The sequence below is a fragment of the Mesorhizobium sp. ES1-4 genome (assembly GCF_020164745.1).
Taxonomy (GTDB): Bacteria; Pseudomonadota; Alphaproteobacteria; order Rhizobiales; family Rhizobiaceae; genus Mesorhizobium.
Window position 1 is genome coordinate 416,520 of sequence record NZ_JAIUGV010000002.1, and the last position, 17,015, is coordinate 433,534.

Consider the following 17,015-nt stretch of genomic DNA (forward strand, 5'->3'; position numbering starts at 1 on the left):
ATCGCACAGACGACGACTATGCCCCGTACCCATCCTTACCTCCTCCCCGGAAGAACGGGGAGAGGGGCAGGCAAAATTATCGATAATCTCCGCGGCCTACTTCTTCTTGGCCAGGAGTTCCTTGGCCTGCTTGACGCCAAGAGCGGCCGGCCGCTCGCAGGTCGTCTGCATGGCGACGAACTTGCCGGTCTCGCCGGAACGCAGGATACCGGTCATGACATCGACGGCATGCAGCGCGAGTTCCATCGAACAGCGATGCGGCCGTCCTTCGACGATCGCCAGTGCCATGTCGGCGAGGCCCGCCGTGCGGTAGTTGGCCATCATGCCGTGGCCATGCATCTCGTTGGGCACGCCAAGCGGGTGCTTCCATTTCGGCAGCTTCTTGACCGGTTTGCCTTCTTCGGTGAAGCGCACGTCGCCGCCGAAGAAGTTCGGATCCGGCACGAACACCGTTCCGGCCTCGCCATAGAGCTCCATCGGCGCGTGACCGTGAGCCCAGACATCCCAGCTTGTGTTCAGCGTCACCACGGCGCCGTTTTCGAATTCCATCAGGCCGTGAATGGTCGTCGGCGTGTTGACCGGGATTTTTTCACCCGCGCGCGGCTTGGAACTAATGGTCCGCTCCTTGGCCGGCGTCGTCGCGAAGGCCACCACCTGCTTCACCGGCCCGATCAGCTGGATCAGATTGGTAATGTAGTAAGGTCCGATGTCGAGCACCGGTCCCGCGCCGGGCTGGAAAAAAAAGTCTGGATTGGGGTGCCAGTGTTCCATGCCGTGGCCCATGACATGGCAGGTGCCGCTGGTGATCCTGCCTAGCTGCCCCTCGTCGATCAGTTCGCGCACAAGCTGGTGCGCGCCGCCAAGGAACGTGTCCGGCGCCGAGCCGATGCGCAGCCCTTTCTTCCCGGCCCGCGCCTTGAGGTCCTGGCCCTCCTTGAGCGACAGCACGAACGGCTTTTCCGAATAGACATGCTTGCCGGCATCGAGCACCTGCTTCGACACCTCGTAGTGCACGGCCGGAATGGTCAGGTTGACGATGATGTCGATGTCGTCGGCCTTGAGAATATCCTCGACCGTCTCGGCGCGCAGCTTGAACTCCTTCGCCCGCGCCTTGGCCGCATCCATGTTGATGTCGGCGCAGGCGCGCATCTCGATGCCGCGAAACAGCGGCGCCAGCGAGAAATACGCCTTCGAGATGTTGCCGCAGCCAATGACGCCAATACCCAGTTTCCCATTACTCAGCTTCTTTGCCATGGTGCTTGTTCCTAGTAGCTCTTGACGGTTGCGATCGAGCGGCGGGCGAAGCGCTCGATGTCGTTGGGATTGTCCTGTTCCATGACAAAGTATTTCGCCGCGCTCTTTGCCCGCAGCACCTTGATCAGGCCGGCCCAGTCGATCGTGCCGTGACCGACATCCGACCAGCCGTCCTCATCCAGCCCCTCACCCGGCTTAGCCATGTCCTTGACATGGACGGCGCTGATGCGTTGGCCGTGTTTTTCGATCCAGGGCAGCGGATCGGCGCCGCCGCGTATCACCCAGGCAATATCCATCTCCCAGCCAATATTGAGCGCGGACGACAGGATATGATCCTGCGGCACCGAACCGTCGGCGAGCGCCTTGAACTCGAAATCATGGTTGTGCCAGGCAAAGCCGTAGCCGGCCTTCGAGGCAACCTCGCCGACCTTGGCCAGACGCTCGCCAAAGCCGCGCCAGCCAGCGGTATCGGATGGCCTGTCCTCGGCCATCAGATAGGGACAGATCAGAAGCTTGACGCCGAGCGCTTCGGCGATCCGGCGCACGCCGCCGAAATCCCTCTCCAGCGCATCGATGGAAAAGTGCCCGGTCGGCATCGAAAGGCCGTTCTTGTCGAGTTCGGCGCGGAAGGCCTTTGGATCGTCATAGACGCCGCCGAAGCCTTCGACCTCGGCGTAACCAAGCTTGCCCAGCATCTCGAGCACATTGGTCCAGGGCAAGAAATTGCGGGCGCTGTAAAGTTGGAATGACCAGTTCATCGTCTCTGTCCGTTCTGCTTGGGGATCGTTCAGGTGGTGATTCTCGGGAGCTAGATGCGGTTGCCCGCAGCGATGTCGAAAAGCGAAGCGCGCATCGGATCAAAACCGATGCTGACGGTCTCGCCATTGCGCGGCGTACACTCGGCTGTCACCCGCAGCGTGAAATTCTGCTTGCCGAGCTTCAACCACACCAGTGTGTCGGAGCCCATGGGCTCGACGACCTCGACAGCCGCTGTGGCGGTGAACGGCCAGCCTGAGCCACTGTTCAAGGCGACATGCTCAGGCCGGATGCCGAACACCGCCGGACCTGGCTCCGGTTCGCTCTCGAAGGCATAGGTCGAAAGCGGGATGCGAACATCCTCGGCCGCGAACCGCCAACCGCTATTGTCCTTTTCAAGCCTGCCCTCGAGAAAATTCATCGCCGGCGAGCCGAGAAACCCTGCAACGAACCGGTTGACCGGACGGTTGTAGATCGTCTGCGGCGCGTCGAGCTGCTGGATGACGCCACCCTTCATCACCGCGATGCGATCGGCCAGCGTCATCGCCTCGATCTGGTCATGAGTGACATAGATCATCGTGTTCTGCAGCTTGCGGTGCAGAAGCTTGATTTCGACGCGCAGCTCCGAGCGCAGCTTGGCGTCGAGATTGGACAGCGGTTCGTCGAACAGGAAGACATCGACATCGCGCACCAGCGCCCGCCCGATCGCCACGCGCTGGCGCTGGCCGCCCGAGAGTGCCGCTGGCTTGCGCTGCAAAAGCGGCTCGATCTGCAGGATTTCGGCGGCACGGGCAATGCGCTTGGCGATCTCGTCCTTGGCGATGCCGGCGACACGCAGGCCGAAGGACAGGTTCTTCTCCACCGTCATCTGCGGATAGAGCGCGTAGGACTGGAACACCATGCCGATGCCGCGGTCCTTGGGCTCTTCCCAGGTGACGTTCTTGCCCTTGATGAAGATGCGCCCTTCGGAAATGTCGAGCAGGCCGGCGATGCAGTTGAGCAGGGTCGACTTGCCGCAACCGGACGGCCCGAGCAGCACGATGAACTCGCCTTCGGCGACATCGAGGTTGAGCGTCCTCAGCACGGAGACCGCGCCGAAATTCAGCGACAGGTCCTGGATCGAAACGCTGGTGCCGTTCGCCGCCATCGCCATCATCCTTTCACCGCGCCGGCGGCAATGCCGCGCACGAACAATTTGCCGGAAATGAAGTAGACGATCAGCGGCACCAGCCCGGTCAGGATGGTGGCGGCCATGTTGACATTGTACTCCTTCACACCTTGCACCGAGTTGACGATGTTGTTGAGCTGCACCGTCATCGGATAGGTGTCGGGGCGGGTGTAGACGACGCCGAACAGGAAGTCGTTCCAGATGCCGGTCACCTGCAGGATGATGGCGACGACGAAGATCGGCAGCGACATCGGCAGCATGATGCGCAGGTAGATGCCCCAGAAGCCGGCTCCGTCGACGCGCGCCGCCCGGAACAGCTCTTCCGGCATGGAAGTGAAATAGTTGCGGAACAGAAGCGTCAGGATCGGCATGCCGAAAATGGAATGCACGATGACAAGGCCGCTCAAGCTGCCATAGAGGCCGATCTCGCGCAGGATGATGACGATCGGATAGATCATCACCTGATAGGGAATGAAGGCGCCGACGATCAGGATGACGAAGAAGGTGTCGGCGCCCTTGAAGCGCCAGTTGGCCAACGCGTAGCCGTTCACCGAAGCGATGGCGATCGACAGGATCACCGAAGGAACGGTGATGCGCACCGAGTTCCAGAAACCGCGCGAAAGCCCGTCGCAATTGAGGCCGGTGCAGGCCTGCGACCATGCCTTGACCCATGGCTCGAAGGTGATCTCGAGCGGCGGCGAGAAGATGTTGCCGAGGCGGATCTCCGGCATGCCCTTGAGCGAGGTGACGACCATCACATAGAGCGGCAGGAGGTAGTAGAGTGCGACCACGACAAGCGTGCCGTAGAGGAAAATGTTACGGCGCGAAAACATGTGCCGCGGCTTCGGTCCGCTCGGTCCGGAGGCGCCAGCCCGCGGGTTTGACGACGCGGCGGACAAGGTCACGGCATGGTCAGACACGCTTGCGGCCCCCGAATTCGAGATAGGCCCAGGGCACGATGACGATCATCACCGACAGCAGCATCATGGTCGAGGCGGCAAAACCCTGGCCGAGGTTCTGGGCGAAGAACATGTAGTCGTAGACGTACTTGGCCGGCACTTCGGAGGCGATGCCCGGCCCGCCGCTGGTTTGCGCGACGACGAGGTCGTAGACCTTGACGATACCGGACGCGATGATCACCAGCGTGGTGATGAAGACCGGCCGCATCATCGGGATGATGATGAACAGATAAGTCTTCCACATGGGTATCCCGTCCACCCGCGCGGCCTTCCAGATGTCCTCGTCGATGCCGCGCAGGCCCGCCAGCATCAGGCACATGATGAGGCCGGTGCCCTGCCAAAGCGCCGCGATCGATATGCCGTAGATGACGATGCTGGAGTTATAGAGCGGATTGAAATCGAAGCTGGTCCAGCCAAGGCTTCGTACCACGCCCTGAACGCCGAAATCCGGATTGAGCAGCCATTGCCAGACAACGCCGGTGACGATGAAGGACAGCGCGAAGGGGTAGAGGAAGATGGTCCGGAACGTGTCCTCGAAGCGGATCTTCTGGTCGAGCAGGGCAGCGAGCAGAAAGCCGATCACCAGCGAGAACACCAGTGAGACCACGCCGTAGATCAACAGGTTCTCGATCGAGATCAGCCAGCGTGGCGTCGCCCACAGCCGGTAATACTGGTCGAGCCCGACGAAATTCAGCCGCGGCAAAAGCTTTGAATTGGTGAAGGAATAAAGCACCGTCCACGCCGTCCCGCCGGCGAACACCACCAGGGCGGTAAGCACCATCGGGATCGAGGCAACCTTCGCATTGAGGTTACGGAAGAGCTGGTTGGGGCGCGCGCTCTTGCTCATCACTGCAGCCGTGCTGGATCGGGTAAGGGCGGAAAGTCAGCACGCCCGGGCTCCCGGCCCTGCCTGGCAAGGTCGGGAGCGAGGCGGCTCGTCAGTCGTCAGTCGGCCGTGGCAATGATGTCGGCGAAGCGCTTCTGCGCCTCCTCGAGGCTCATGTCCGGCTTGGCGAAGAATTCGGAGAACAGGTCCTCCTTCTGCTTCTGGCTGTCTTGCGAGAGCAGTTGGTCCGTCCACGGGATGACGGCGCCCTTGGCCAGAATGGCGAGGCCCTTCTTCATACAGTCATTGGCCGCGTTGAGATCGACATCGCCGCGCACCGGCAGCGATCCCTTCTTGAGGTTGAAGGCAACCTGGGTCTTGGGATCGAGCAGGGTTTCGGCCAGCACCTCCTGCGCCTTGGCCTTGTCGGCGTCCTTGAGCAGCGGGAAGTAGAAGGCGTCGCCGCCTGTGGCGATGACCTCGTTCAGGCCAAGGCCGGGAAGGCAGGTATAGTCCTTGCCGGCGGTCTTGCCGGCGACCTGGAACTCGCCTTGCGCCCAGTCGCCCATGATCTGGCCGCCGGCCTTGCCGGTGATGACCATGTTGGTTGCCTGGTTCCAGTCCTGCACATTGGTATTCTTGGCCATCTTGCGCGCGTCGTCGGCGGCCTTGAAGACCTTGGCGACCTCGGGACCGGCGGCGAACTTGGCATCCTTGTCCTTGTAGACCTTGAGGAAGGTGTCGGTTCCGCCGACCGCGGCAAGCAGCACGTCGAAGGCGCCCGATGCCTGCCAGGCCTGCCCGCCGACCGCGAGCGGCACGATGCCTGCCTTCTCCAGCGCCGGAGCCGCGGCCACATATTCATTCCAGTTCTTCGGCACCGGCACGCCGGCCTTCTCGAAGGCCGTGTTCGACAGCCACAGCCATTGCCAGGAATGGATGTTGACCGGCACGCAATAGATCTTGCCGTCGATCGTGCACGAGTCGAGCAGGCTCTTGGGCCGTACCACTTCCGTCCACTTGCCCTTGGTGGCGACATCGGTGAGGTCGCGCATGAGGCCGGCCTGCACCAGTTCCTCCGCTTGCCGGCCATGATTGAATTGGGTGGCGCCCATCGGATCGCCGCCGGTGATGCGGCTGATCATGATCGGCCGCGCCGTGCCGCCGGATCCGGCGATGGCGCCGTCGACCCAGTGATTGCCGGTGGCGTCGAATGCCTTGGCGAGTTCGGCGACCGCCGCCGCCTCGCCGCCGGATGTCCACCAATGGGTGACTTCCAGATCAGTCGCGGCCGCCGGCCCGGCGACGTTGAGCGCAACCGTCGCGGCAAATGCAGCGGTCAGGAATTTGTATCGCATTTCGGCTTCCTCCCAGAAATCTGAAACGTTACAGATTTTCGATACGGCAATTGCGCAGATGGTGCAACCCCGACCCGTCGGCGGCTTCGCATTTTTTTCGGAACGCGAACAAATCCTTGTCGTCCACCAAACGTGCTGCGCTGCAGCATGCCACTATCGCAGCGCAAAAGGCGATTTGCCGACAAGAAATGCATCCCGCCTTTGGATTCAAGGGAAATTGGCCCGCCAGCGGACCGCAGTCATGTTGCCGGACGATAAGGCGAAACTGGCAATCTGTAACGTTTCAGTATATTGCGGCACCGCCAGGCTTGAAATCACGCCATATTGCGGATCCCGGCGATTGCCGACCCGGCTTGCGGCTGCTATGCGCCTGACGGGCGGGACGAATGGATAGACAGCGGACGGAAAATAACGAAGACGCGTCGACGCGGGAGCGGCCGACGCTGAAGACGCTCGCCTTCATGACCGGGCTCGGTGTCACCACCGTGTCTCGCGCCCTGAAGGATGCGCCGGAGATCGGCGCCGAGACCAGGCGCCGCGTCCAGCTCGTCGCCAAGCAGATCGGCTACCGGCCCAACCGTGCCGGCGTGCGCCTCAGGACAGGCAAGACCAATGTCATCAGCCTCGTGCTCAACACGGAGCAGGAGATCATGAGCTTCGTCTCCGACATCATCTACGGCGTCTCGGAGGTTATTGCCGACACGCCCTATCATCTGATCGTCACGCCCTATTCGCGCTCGCAGGACCCGCTGGATCCCATACGCTATCTGGTCGAGACAGGCTCCGCCGACGGCGTCATCATTTCACGCACGCAGCCGAACGATGCCAGGGCCCGATACATGCTGGAGCGCGGCATCCCCTTCGCCACGCACGGCCGCACCGAGATGGGGCTGGTGCATCCCTATCACGATTTCGACAATTACGCGTTTGCGGCGGAAGCCGTGCGGCGCCTGGCTGATATCGGGCGCAGCAAGCTCGCCTTGCTTTCGCCGCCTGTGGGGCTGACCTATCACAGCCATACGGTCAACGGCTTCGCCGATGCGCTGAGAGACGTCGGCGCCAGCGAGATCCCGTTTAGCACCGTGTCGATAGACCATTCGATCGAGCAGATCAGGATGAGGACGGCGCAGCTGATGCGGCGCGATGTCAGGCCGGACGGCTTCGTCAGCAGCGCCGCCGCCGCGACCCTCGCCATCGTCGCCGGCATCGAGGACGCCGGCCTGAAGCTCGGCCGCGACGTCGACGTGGTGTCGAAGCAGTCGTCGGATCTGCTGCACCTGTTTCGGCATGAATTGCTGGTGGTCAACGAAGATTTCCGGCTGGCCGGCTCCGAGCTTGCGCGCTCGGTGCTCGGCTGGATCGGCGGTGCCGCGCCCGGCTCGCTGCAGAGCCTGAGCGAGCCGAAGGGCGTCGTGGCCTACCGGCGCTGAGGCGATTAGAGCATGATGCCGAAAAGTGTGAAGCGGTTTTCGGCCGACATCATGCTCCTCCCTTTGATCTAGAGACGGATTCAGATTTCAGGTCGACTCGACCTGAAATCATCCGGTTCTAGCCGGCCGCTGCCCCAAGGGCCGTGGAACGCACCCTGCTCGCCGATACGCTCGAAACCATGCGCACCGAAGAAGTCGCGCTGCGCCTGGATCAGGTTCGAGGTCCCGCGGCCCTGGCGGTAGCTGTCGAAATAGGCAAGCGCGGAAGACAGCGCCGGCACCGGCGCGCCGGCTTCGGAAGCTCTCGCCACGACACGCCGCAGCGACAGATGCGCCTCCTGCATCATGGTGATGAAAGCCGGCGCCATCAACAGGTTGGTCGAAGCGCCGCCGCTGCCGAACGCTTCGGCCATCGTGTCCAGCATCTGCGAGCGGATGATGCAGCCGGCGCGCCAGATCTTGGCGATGGTCGGCATCGGCAGATTCCAGTGGAACTCCTTCGAGGCGCCGCTCATCACGGCGAAACCCTGCGCGTAGGCGGCGATCTTGCCGGCGAATAGCGCCAGCTCGAGGTCCTTCAACAATGCATCCTTGTCGCCGGAAATCCTCGACACGCCGATATCGCCATAGGCCTTTTCAGCCGCCTGCCGCTCGTCCTTGATCGACGACAGAACGCGCGCCGCCACAGCCGCCTCGATCGCGGTTGCCGGAATGCCGAGCTGCTGCGCCTCGATGACGGACCATTTGCCGGTGCCCTTCTGGCCGGCACGGTCGAGGATGACATCGACCACGGGTTTGCCGGTCTTGGGATCGTCGGCGGCGAGCACCTTGGCGGTGATCTCGATCAGGTAGGAATTGAGCCGGCCCTTGTTCCAGTTGGAAAATACCGTACCGATCTCCTTCGGCCCCATGCCCATTCCGTCGCGCAGGATCCCGTAGATTTCGGCAATCATCTGCATGTCGGCATATTCGATGCCGTTGTGGATGGTCTTGACGAAATGGCCGGCGCCATCGGTGCCGAGCCAGGCCGCACAGGGCTCGTCCTTGAACTTGGCGGAGATGGCGGTCAGCACCTTCTCGACACGCTTCCACGACTCCTCCGTGCCTCCAACCATGATCGACGGTCCGTGGCGTGCGCCCTCCTCGCCGCCGGAGACGCCCATGCCGATAAAGGTAAGGCCCGAGCCGGACAGTTCGGAGAAGCGCCGCATCGTGTCGCGGAAATTCGCATTGCCCGCGTCGATGATAATGTCGTTGTCGGACAGCACGCCGCGCAAGGCTTCGATCTGCTCGTCCACCGGCTTGCCGGCCAGCACCATGATGATGATCGGGCGCGGCGGCCGGATCGCGGCGGCGAGTTCCTCCAGACTGTAGCAAGGGACGACCATGTCCTTCAGGGCACCGGCATTCTCGACGAAAGCGTCCGTGCGCGCCCGCGTGCGGTTGAAGACGGCGATGCGGTGCCCGTGCTCGGCGATGTTCAGCGCCAGGTTGGAGCCCATCGTGCCAAGGCCGATCAGGCCGATTTCGGCTTTTTCCATCGTTTCTTCCCTGTTTCCGGATCTGGTGTTTCGAGCTCGCGCCCGTTCTTGCCTGGATGCCCGTTATTGCTTCGATGATTGACGGGCCTTCCGGCTCGCGTCAACCGCCTCGCCCAATTGTGTTGCTGGGACCATCACCGCCTGATGTCGACTGGCGCCTCGATCTTCACCATCTCGAAGTCCGAGACCAGGATATCGAGGCGCACCGTCCAGCGGCCGGGGACCGGAATGATGAGGTTGTCGACACGCCAGCTGCCGTCGCCGGGCTTGGTTGCCGCACGCTTCAGCGGCTCGATGCCGGAATCGGGCTTCGACATCACCAGCGTCACTTCCTTGGCGTCGAGCGGCCCGAAATCGCCGGTCATGATGATCATCGATGCGGAGACCGGCCCGGCGTGGCCTGGCGTGATGCTGAGATCGGCCATGGCCTGCAGCGCGTGGATGTGGACCGAAACCGGCTGCGCCGCCGCGATCGCCAGCGCCCGTGGTGGCGGCGTGAAGCGCCAGCACGCGGCGACCCCGAGGATCGCCAGCACGATCAGCACTTCGACGCCCACCGAGCGGGCGAGCCTGCGTTGCACCTCGGTCGCTCCCGCCTCGGCCGAGGCGGTGAGCTTCCAGCGATTGACGGCGGCCAACGTGAACAGAAAGACCAGCAACCCGAGTTTCAGCAGCAGCAATCGGCCATAAGCAGTGTCGATCAGTGCCGAGGGCGTCCGCACCTGGATCACGGCCAGCACCACGCCTGCCGCGGCAAGCAAGGCGACCACGGGCAGGATTGCCCGTGAGAAGCGGCGCAGGAAATCGACGGAGCCCGCCGCTTGACGCTTCAGCGCGAGGCCGAGCGGCACCAGAGCGCCCGCCCAGAAGGCGATGCCGGCGCCATGCACGAAGACCAGCGGCCGTGTCAGCCATTGCGGTTCGGCCGCACTGGCATGGCCGCTCGCGGTAAGCGCCGCGCCCACACCGGCCAGTCCGGCAAGGGCTAGAAGCCTGGCGGCCGCGCGCGGTCCGGCCAGCGACAACAGGCCAAGCCCCAGCGCGATCAGGGCGATCAGCACCGTCCAGCCGAAGCTGGTGCCGAACCCGGTGCGCCAGACAACCGGCTGCGCCAGATGAGAGAGCGGCGCACCAAGCGCATCGAGACCCTGGAAGCCCAGCGACAGCGGCGCCGCCACCAGCCCGCACAGGATCGACACGGCAACCAAGCGCTGACCGGCACGGCCGCCTCCGGCCAGCCAGGCAAGGGCGAAAGCGCCGCCGACACCGAGGAAAAGACCGATGTAGAGGAGGACCTTGCCGATCCAGATCGCCGAGCGCAGCGGCCAGTCAACCGTTTCGGAGACGGCCGGCGGCTCGCTTGGCGCACCGATGGAAAACAGGAGCGAGCCGCCGACCGGATGGCCATCGGCGGAAACGACACGCCAGCTCAGCACATGCGTGCCCGACTTGAGCGGCCGCGGATTGTCGATCTCGACCGTCTGGTCGCTCAGGCGGAAGGACGTCAGCGTAACCGGCGTGCCGTCGGGCGTCACCAGCGTCAGCACCAGCGGCGAGACCGGCTCGCTGAAGGTCAGCGAGAACCGCGCCGGCGCCTGCGCCATCACGGCGCCGTCGACCGGATCGGTCTTGATCAGCGCCGCATGAGCAAAGGCCTGATTTGTCGAGGCCATGACGATGAGCGCGATGACCATCGCGAAAAGCCCACCGGCCCAGCCGAAGCGCTTGCCGATCGTTGCGGGCCTTTGAAGAAAGGGGGTCGCGTTCATGCTGTCGCCATGGAATTGGCGGCGCACCTTGCGGACAGGGCGCGCCGCCGGAAAATCACTTCTTCGGCTTGAGCTTGATGCCGGGCGCCGGGTTCTCCAGCGCGTCCTCATCCTGTCCAGCCGCCGGAATCTCGATCCAGCGGACGGCTGCATCGCCGCATTCCTGCACCACTGGGAAGTAGAGCATCTGGCCGGGGGGCAGATCCGCCGCCAGCACCGCCCGGAAGACGAACTCATCGTAGAATTCATCCGGCAGATTGCCGCCGCTCCAGTCGACCTCCTTCACGCCGTCGGCCACCGCCTGGCCATAGAGCTGGTAGGATTTTTCGTACTTGCCCTTCTTGGTCTGCAGCGTCCAGCCTGGCTTCGGCATCGGCTTCACCGCGATCACACCTTCCGGGATCTGGACCCGGACGGCGGTTGTGGCTTTGCCGTCGCAGCCATGCGGAACGCGCAAGACGGCCTTGTAGGTCGAGCCGATGGCCGCCTCCTGGGTTTCGAGCGTGATGTGCGCGAAGGCGGCATTTGTCCCCAGCACGAGAAACGCGCCGGCCGCCAAAAGATACTTGTTCATGATCGTCCCTCTGATTTCAAAATTGGTGGATAGGCGCGATCAATTGGCGTGGTCGTCCATGCCGCCCATTTCGCCCATGCCCTCGACGGCGAACTCGACGCTGACAGTGCCGGCCTTCTCGAAGGTCAGCGTGGCGGCGAATTTTTCGCCCTGCTTGGGTTGCCGCTTGAGGCCGATGAACATCAGGTGATAGCCGCCGGGCGCCAGCGCCACCTTGCCTCCCGCCGGTATCTCCAGGCCACCGGCGACCGGCCGCATGGTCATGACGCCATCCTTGACGGCCATTTCATGCAGTTCGGCCTTTTCGGAGACATCGGAGGAGATCGATAGCAACCGGTCCGCGGCGCCGCCCTTGTTGAGGATGGTGAAATAGCCGCCGGCCACCTTGGCGCCGGCCGGCGTGGCGCGTGACCAGGGGTGTTCGATTTCGAGATCGCCAACCTTGAATTCGTGCGCCAGGACCGACTGGGCGCCTACGAACAGCAGGGCAAAGACCAGCGTGATAATGCCGATACGCGCCTTGAAACGAGACAGGGCGAGGCTGAACACGGTGCCCGCCGACATACGGAAAGAATGGGACATGGTTGCTCCATGACGTGATGATCGCGCCGTCTCCGGTCGCGAATGGCTTGATGTTGGATGAGTACGCTCGCGAAAGGTTCCGCAAGCAAGCAGGCTCAAGCCGCCAGTGGCGGCGCGCGCGGGTTCGACGGCGAGCGTTCGCGGGCGAAGTCGAGATGCGTGGTCGCCGGGAAGACGAAGGCGACGGTCTCGAAGGAAAGAGACGAAAGCGCGAGCCCGGCCTCGGGCGGCTGCGCATAGGCCGGCGAAAACATGCTGCAGCCGAGCGTGCAGCAGGCCGGCAGATGTGACGGGTGCTGGTCGCCGCCGGGAAGCCGGGTGGCGCCGTCGTGGGTACAGATGACGTTGCCGAAGGCATCGAGCTGCGCGACATTCGGCCCTGTGCCGAAGGCGAGCGCACCGAAAGTCGACTGGAGCAACAGCAGATAGGCCGCGACAAGCGCGACCGGCATATTCCACCGCTTACCCTTCTTGTTCAAAGGACTTGCCTGCTCAAAACATCCGCCTCTTCAGGCGACCACCGGAAAGACACTTAACACGGCAGCCAGTGGTCGAAAATCGCCAAATCGACGCTGCGGCAACGCGGCAGGATCAGCTCTTTTGGGACGGCCGGCTTTCCGGTATCGAGGTCAGCAAGGTCTGGCGTGCCGACTTCAGATGCTTGCGGCAGGCGGCATCGACCTTGCCTAGGTCGCGCGACTTGAGTGCCTCGATATAGGTTAGATGCTCGCCGATCGCGACTTCGTTACGCTCGCGTTCCTGTGCCTTGTTCCACTGGTAGTGGTAGTGGAAGATCATGGCGATGACATCGTAAAAATCGACGATGAAACGGTTGTGCGAAGCGCGATGGATGAGCCGGTGGAAGCGCTCGTCGAGTTCCGAGAACTCATTGAAGCGCGTCGCGATCTCGCGCCGCAGCAAACGATGTTCCTCTTCCAGGCGGTCTAGATCGCCCCAGACCGGACTGTCCTGCGGCAGCGCGGTGAAGGCGGCCGCCGAACGCAATTCGAACATTTCGCGGATTTCGGTCAGTTCCAGCGCGAAGGCCCGTGTAAAGCCTTTCAGCACCCAATGGCTGTTGCGGCGTTTTTCGATCAGGCCGAAACGGGAGAAGCGGATGAGGAACTCGCGCACGCTGGTGGTGCCGACACCGATCTCGCGCGCCAGTTCGAGCTCGTTGATCTGCATGCCGGCCTCTGCGCCGCCGGCCAGCAGCCTGCGCATGAACGACCGTTCGATGATCTCGGCCAGCGTGTCGGTTTCTTCCTCGGGAAAGAAATCGTCGGAACGCGGGTCGCGCAGCACCGTCTTGGCACGCTTGTTCCAGGCGATCAGGCCGGTTTCCTCCATGCGCGCCAGGATGCTGCGCACGGTCGTGCGGCTGACGCCAAGCAGCGCGCCCAGTTCCGGTTCCGACGGCAGGCTGCGCGTTTCGTCGAGCAGCCTGAGGCAGCGGTTGTAGGCGTCCTTGTAGACGTTGTTGCTCTTCGACATCCCTGCCCCACTCATGCCGGCGCTTGCGGTGGCCGGCTTGAAGCGCAATATGACGTTCCCACGACCCTGAAAAGCAGGAAACGCTTTCATCAGGCCCGGTTCACTGTTTCCAGCGCCATCATTTTCCCAAGGCCGGAACGACAGCGAAAAAACAATTGACGCAAAACTGTTTTTTCCCGATAAAAGACATTAACTCTTAACAGGCGCGTGTCAATCCGCGCATCCCAGATCACCCAGGAAACGCCCGTGAACGTCTCGAACACCATCCTTCTGTCTCCCGCCGACAATGTCGCCGTTGCCAATGGCCGCATCGAGGTCGGCACCGCACTGCCGGGTGGCGCGCTCGCCGCCGCTATCATCGAGCCTGGCCACAAGGTGGCGATCAAGCCGATCTCCTCCGGTGAAGCCGTGGTCAAATATGCCCAGGCGATCGGCCGCGCCACACAGGACATCGCGCCGGGCGAGCATGTCCATTCACACAATCTGGTCTTCGAGGCCGGCCGGTTGCCCGTGGTGCCGCCGAACGAGGCCGAGCACGCAACCGAAGCCGACCGCGCCCGCACCTTCATGGGCTATCGCCGTGCCGACGGCCGCGCCGGCACGCGCAACTTCATCGGCATCATCGCCAGCGTCAATTGCTCGGCCACCGTCTGCCATTCGATCGCCGACACGGCCAACAGGACCTTGCTGCCGAAATATCCCGGCATCGACGGCTTCGTGCCGATCGTCCATGGCCAGGGCTGCGGCATGAGCGGCACCGGGGATGGCATGATGGTGCTGCATCGGACCTTGGCCGGCTATGCCCGCCATCCGAATTTCGGTGGCGTGCTGATGGTCGGCCTCGGCTGCGAGGTCAACCAGCTCACCCTCTACGGCCAGAAGGGAGCCGCCGCCGGCAAACGCCATTTCAACATCCAGGATGCCGGCGGGTCGCGCAAATCGGTGGAAAAGGCGATGGGCGTGCTGGCCGAGATTGCCGAGGAAGTCGGGCAGTTGAAGCGTGAGCCGATCCCGGTCAGCGAGATCGTCGTCGGCCTGCAATGCGGCGGCTCCGACGGCATGTCGGGCATCACCGCCAATCCGGCGCTGGGTGCGGCCGTCGACATCCTGGCCGGCGTCGGCGGTATCGGCATCCTTTCGGAGACGACGGAAATCTATGGCGCCGAACACCTGCTCGCCTATCGAGCGGCAACGCCCGAGGTGGCCAGGAAGCTCGATGGTTATGTGAAATGGTGGGAAGATCACGTCGCCAAGCACGGCGCCTCGATCGACAACAACCCCTCCCCCGGCAACAAGCGCGGCGGCCTCACCACCATTTTGGAAAAGTCGCTCGGTGCCGTCGCCAAGGGCGGCCAGACGCCGCTCAACGGCGTGTTCGGCTATGCCGAGAAGGTCACCGGCAACGGGTTGGTGTTCATGGACACGCCCGGCTACGACCCGGTCTCGGCCACCGGACAGGTCGCGGGCGGCGCCAATGTCATCGTCTTCACCACCGGTCGCGGCTCCTGCTTCGGCTGCCGGCCGACACCGTCGATCAAGGTCGCCACCAACTCGACAATGTATCACCAGATGGAAGAGGACATGGACGTCAATTGCGGCGTCATCGCCTCCGGCGAAAAGACCATTGCCGGCATGGGCCGCGAGATCTTCGAGCTGATCGTCGAGACGGCTTCGGGCCGCAAGACCAAGAGCGAGGATTTTGGCTACGGCGACAACGAGTTCGTGCCCTGGCATCTCGGCGCAACGCTCTAGCTTTGTATTCGCGCATTCCCGAAGCCGCCGGGATCCGCCGGCAGCGGCGGGCAACAGGGAGGTTGTGCATGGAAAGACGCCGCATTGGCCAGACAGCACTGGAGGTCAACGAGATCAGCCTCGGCGGCCTCTACGGCGCCTGTTCGGCTTGCCTGAACGGCGCTTCGGCGATTTCCTCCGCTACAAGCCGCGCGATTCCTTCACAATGTCGCGATCCTGGAAAAGAATGAACATTCCATGTTGACGTAGTTGTGGAATTAATATTCCATAAATGCGGAACGGAAACGGGAGCGCTCAACCAACAAAAAGGAGGAATTGCGCTGGTAGTCGGCCGGTTCTCAGGCCACGGATACGCTGGCCGCAAACACCGCTTGCATCAGCTGGACCGATGCACTATCAAAACGGTGCAACTGTTTTTTATTGATAAAGTTCTGTTTGGGCCACGCCTATCCGAACCGGGCTTCCGTGAATGTTCACCAGGCGACTTAGGGAGGATCCTATGAAATTCGTGACCAGCATTCTTAACCGCCGCGCCGTCATGGCCGTGGCGGCAGCCTCGATGCTCGCCGGCGTCATGCATACCGCACCGGTTTCGGCGGCTGATGTGACCATTCCGATCATCGTCAAGGACACGACGTCCTTCTACTGGCAGATCGTTCTGGCCGGCGCCCGCAAGGCCGGCAAGGACCTCGGCGTCAACGTGCCGGAACTCGGCGCCCAGGCTGAAACCGACGTCAACGGCCAGATCTCCATCCTCGAGAACGCCGTCGCCGGCAATCCGGCCGCCATCGTCATCGCGCCGACCGAAGCCAAGGCGCTCGGCAAGCCGATCGACGAGGCCGCCACCAAGGTCAAGATCATCGGCATCGACTCCAGCGCCGACTCCAAGGCGTTCACCTCGTTCCTCACCACCGACAACGTGCAGGGCGGCCGCGTCGCGGCGGACGGTCTTGCGGCTGCCATCGGCGAGGCCAATGGCGGCAAGATCGAAGGCAAAGTTGCCCTGATCACCGCGCTTCCTGGCGCCGGCTCGCTCGAGCAGCGCGCTCAGGGATTCAAGGAAGAACTCAAGGCCAAGTATCCAGGACTTGAACTGATCGCCGACAAATATGCCGATGGTCAGGCCACCACCGGCCTCAACATCGCCACCGACCTGATCACCGCCAATCCGGATCTGAAGGGTATCTTCGCGTCCAACCTGATCATGGCGCAGGGCGTCGGCCAGGCGGTCGCCGAGAACAAGCTGGCCGGCAAGGTCGCTCTGATCGGTTTCGACAGCGACGAGAAGCTGATCAAATTCCTGAATGACGGCGTCATTTCCGGCCTCGTCGTGCAGGATCCTTACCGGATGGGCTACGACGGCATCAAGACCGCGCTCGCGGCTTCGAAAGGCGAGAAGGTCGAAGCCAATGTCGACACCGGCGCAAACCTCGTCACCAAGGCCAATATGAAGGAACCGAAGATCGACGCGCTGCTCAATCCGAAACTCAACTGAGCATCAGCACGGAAACATGGCTTCCGGGGTCTCGTGCCCCGGAAACCGAACGCATTG

The 17,015-nt window shown here is 62.9% G+C and carries 17 protein-coding genes; 4 read left to right on the plus strand and 13 right to left on the minus strand.

Annotated features, from left to right (window positions below; all coding sequences use genetic code 11):
* Positions 1-96: 96 nt before the first annotated feature.
* The 6 genes from LB556_RS05655 to LB556_RS05680 form a co-directional block, all read right to left on the minus strand.
* On the minus strand, positions 97-1,254 hold the full coding sequence (locus tag LB556_RS05655; RefSeq protein ID WP_224564919.1) for a Gfo/Idh/MocA family protein: 1,158 nt from the start codon (positions 1,252-1,254) through the stop codon (positions 97-99).
* An 11-nt stretch (positions 1,255-1,265) separates the two neighbouring features.
* Positions 1,266-2,012 carry a sugar phosphate isomerase/epimerase family protein gene (locus LB556_RS05660; protein WP_224564921.1) on the minus strand — a complete coding sequence of 249 codons (747 nt, stop codon included), beginning with the start codon at positions 2,010-2,012 and terminating at the stop codon, positions 1,266-1,268.
* A 50-nt stretch (positions 2,013-2,062) separates the two neighbouring features.
* Positions 2,063-3,157, minus strand: coding sequence for an ABC transporter ATP-binding protein (locus LB556_RS05665; RefSeq protein ID WP_224564923.1), 1,095 nt, complete (start codon positions 3,155-3,157; stop codon positions 2,063-2,065).
* A 5-nt stretch (positions 3,158-3,162) separates the two neighbouring features.
* Positions 3,163-4,098, minus strand: coding sequence for a carbohydrate ABC transporter permease (locus tag LB556_RS05670; protein WP_224564924.1), 936 nt, complete (start codon positions 4,096-4,098; stop codon positions 3,163-3,165).
* On the minus strand, positions 4,091-4,984 hold the full coding sequence (locus tag LB556_RS05675; protein WP_224564926.1) for a carbohydrate ABC transporter permease: 894 nt from the start codon (positions 4,982-4,984) through the stop codon (positions 4,091-4,093). Before LB556_RS05675 ends, LB556_RS05670 begins: the two co-directional genes overlap by 8 nt.
* Before the next feature lie 98 nt (positions 4,985-5,082).
* Positions 5,083-6,321, minus strand: coding sequence for an ABC transporter substrate-binding protein (locus LB556_RS05680; protein ID WP_224564928.1), 1,239 nt, complete (start codon positions 6,319-6,321; stop codon positions 5,083-5,085).
* A gap of 386 nt (positions 6,322-6,707) precedes the next feature.
* On the opposite strand from LB556_RS05680, the gene LB556_RS05685 reads away from it, so the two are divergent.
* The gene (locus LB556_RS05685; protein WP_224564930.1) at positions 6,708-7,751 is read left to right on the plus strand and encodes a LacI family transcriptional regulator; all 1,044 of its coding nucleotides are present in this window, start codon (positions 6,708-6,710) and stop codon (positions 7,749-7,751) included.
* Positions 7,752-7,831: 80 nt separating this feature from the next.
* Here the strand turns inward: LB556_RS05685 and gndA are convergent, their stop codons facing one another.
* The 7 genes from gndA to LB556_RS05720 all read right to left on the minus strand — a co-directional run bounded on the left by gndA (position 7,832) and on the right by LB556_RS05720 (position 13,977).
* Positions 7,832-9,292 (minus strand): NADP-dependent phosphogluconate dehydrogenase, encoded by a 1,461-nt coding sequence (gene gndA / locus LB556_RS05690; RefSeq protein WP_224564932.1) that lies wholly within the window; start codon positions 9,290-9,292, stop codon positions 7,832-7,834.
* A gap of 134 nt (positions 9,293-9,426) precedes the next feature.
* Positions 9,427-11,061: a copper resistance CopC/CopD family protein gene (locus LB556_RS05695; RefSeq protein WP_224564934.1), complete on the minus strand. Its 1,635-nt coding sequence runs from the start codon at positions 11,059-11,061 to the stop codon at positions 9,427-9,429.
* Positions 11,062-11,116: 55 nt separating this feature from the next.
* Entirely contained in the window at positions 11,117-11,635 is a 519-nt protein-coding gene (locus LB556_RS05700; RefSeq protein WP_224564936.1) for a YcnI family protein, read from the minus strand.
* A 39-nt stretch (positions 11,636-11,674) separates the two neighbouring features.
* Entirely contained in the window at positions 11,675-12,217 is a 543-nt protein-coding gene (locus LB556_RS05705) for a copper chaperone PCu(A)C (protein ID WP_224564938.1), read from the minus strand.
* 95 nt (positions 12,218-12,312) lie between these two features.
* Complete coding sequence (locus tag LB556_RS05710) at positions 12,313-12,669, minus strand: DUF2946 family protein (RefSeq protein ID WP_224565082.1); 357 nt, start codon at positions 12,667-12,669, stop codon at positions 12,313-12,315.
* A gap of 139 nt (positions 12,670-12,808) precedes the next feature.
* The gene (locus LB556_RS05715) at positions 12,809-13,711 is read right to left on the minus strand and encodes a GntR family transcriptional regulator (protein ID WP_224564940.1); all 903 of its coding nucleotides are present in this window, start codon (positions 13,709-13,711) and stop codon (positions 12,809-12,811) included.
* Between the two features lie 89 nt (positions 13,712-13,800).
* Positions 13,801-13,977, minus strand: a complete 177-nt coding sequence (locus LB556_RS05720) for a hypothetical protein (protein WP_224564942.1) — start codon at positions 13,975-13,977, stop codon at positions 13,801-13,803.
* Between LB556_RS05720 and LB556_RS05725 the strand changes: the two genes are divergently transcribed.
* From LB556_RS05725 to LB556_RS05735, 3 genes are all read left to right on the plus strand, one after another.
* Positions 13,958-15,463: a UxaA family hydrolase gene (locus LB556_RS05725; protein WP_224564944.1), complete on the plus strand. Its 1,506-nt coding sequence runs from the start codon at positions 13,958-13,960 to the stop codon at positions 15,461-15,463. The genes LB556_RS05720 and LB556_RS05725 overlap by 20 nt on opposite strands.
* A gap of 68 nt (positions 15,464-15,531) precedes the next feature.
* Complete coding sequence (locus LB556_RS05730) at positions 15,532-15,693, plus strand: hypothetical protein (RefSeq protein WP_411908567.1); 162 nt, start codon at positions 15,532-15,534, stop codon at positions 15,691-15,693.
* 269 nt (positions 15,694-15,962) lie between these two features.
* On the plus strand, positions 15,963-16,958 hold the full coding sequence (locus LB556_RS05735) for an ABC transporter substrate-binding protein (RefSeq protein WP_224564946.1): 996 nt from the start codon (positions 15,963-15,965) through the stop codon (positions 16,956-16,958).
* Positions 16,959-17,015: the final 57 nt, after the last annotated feature.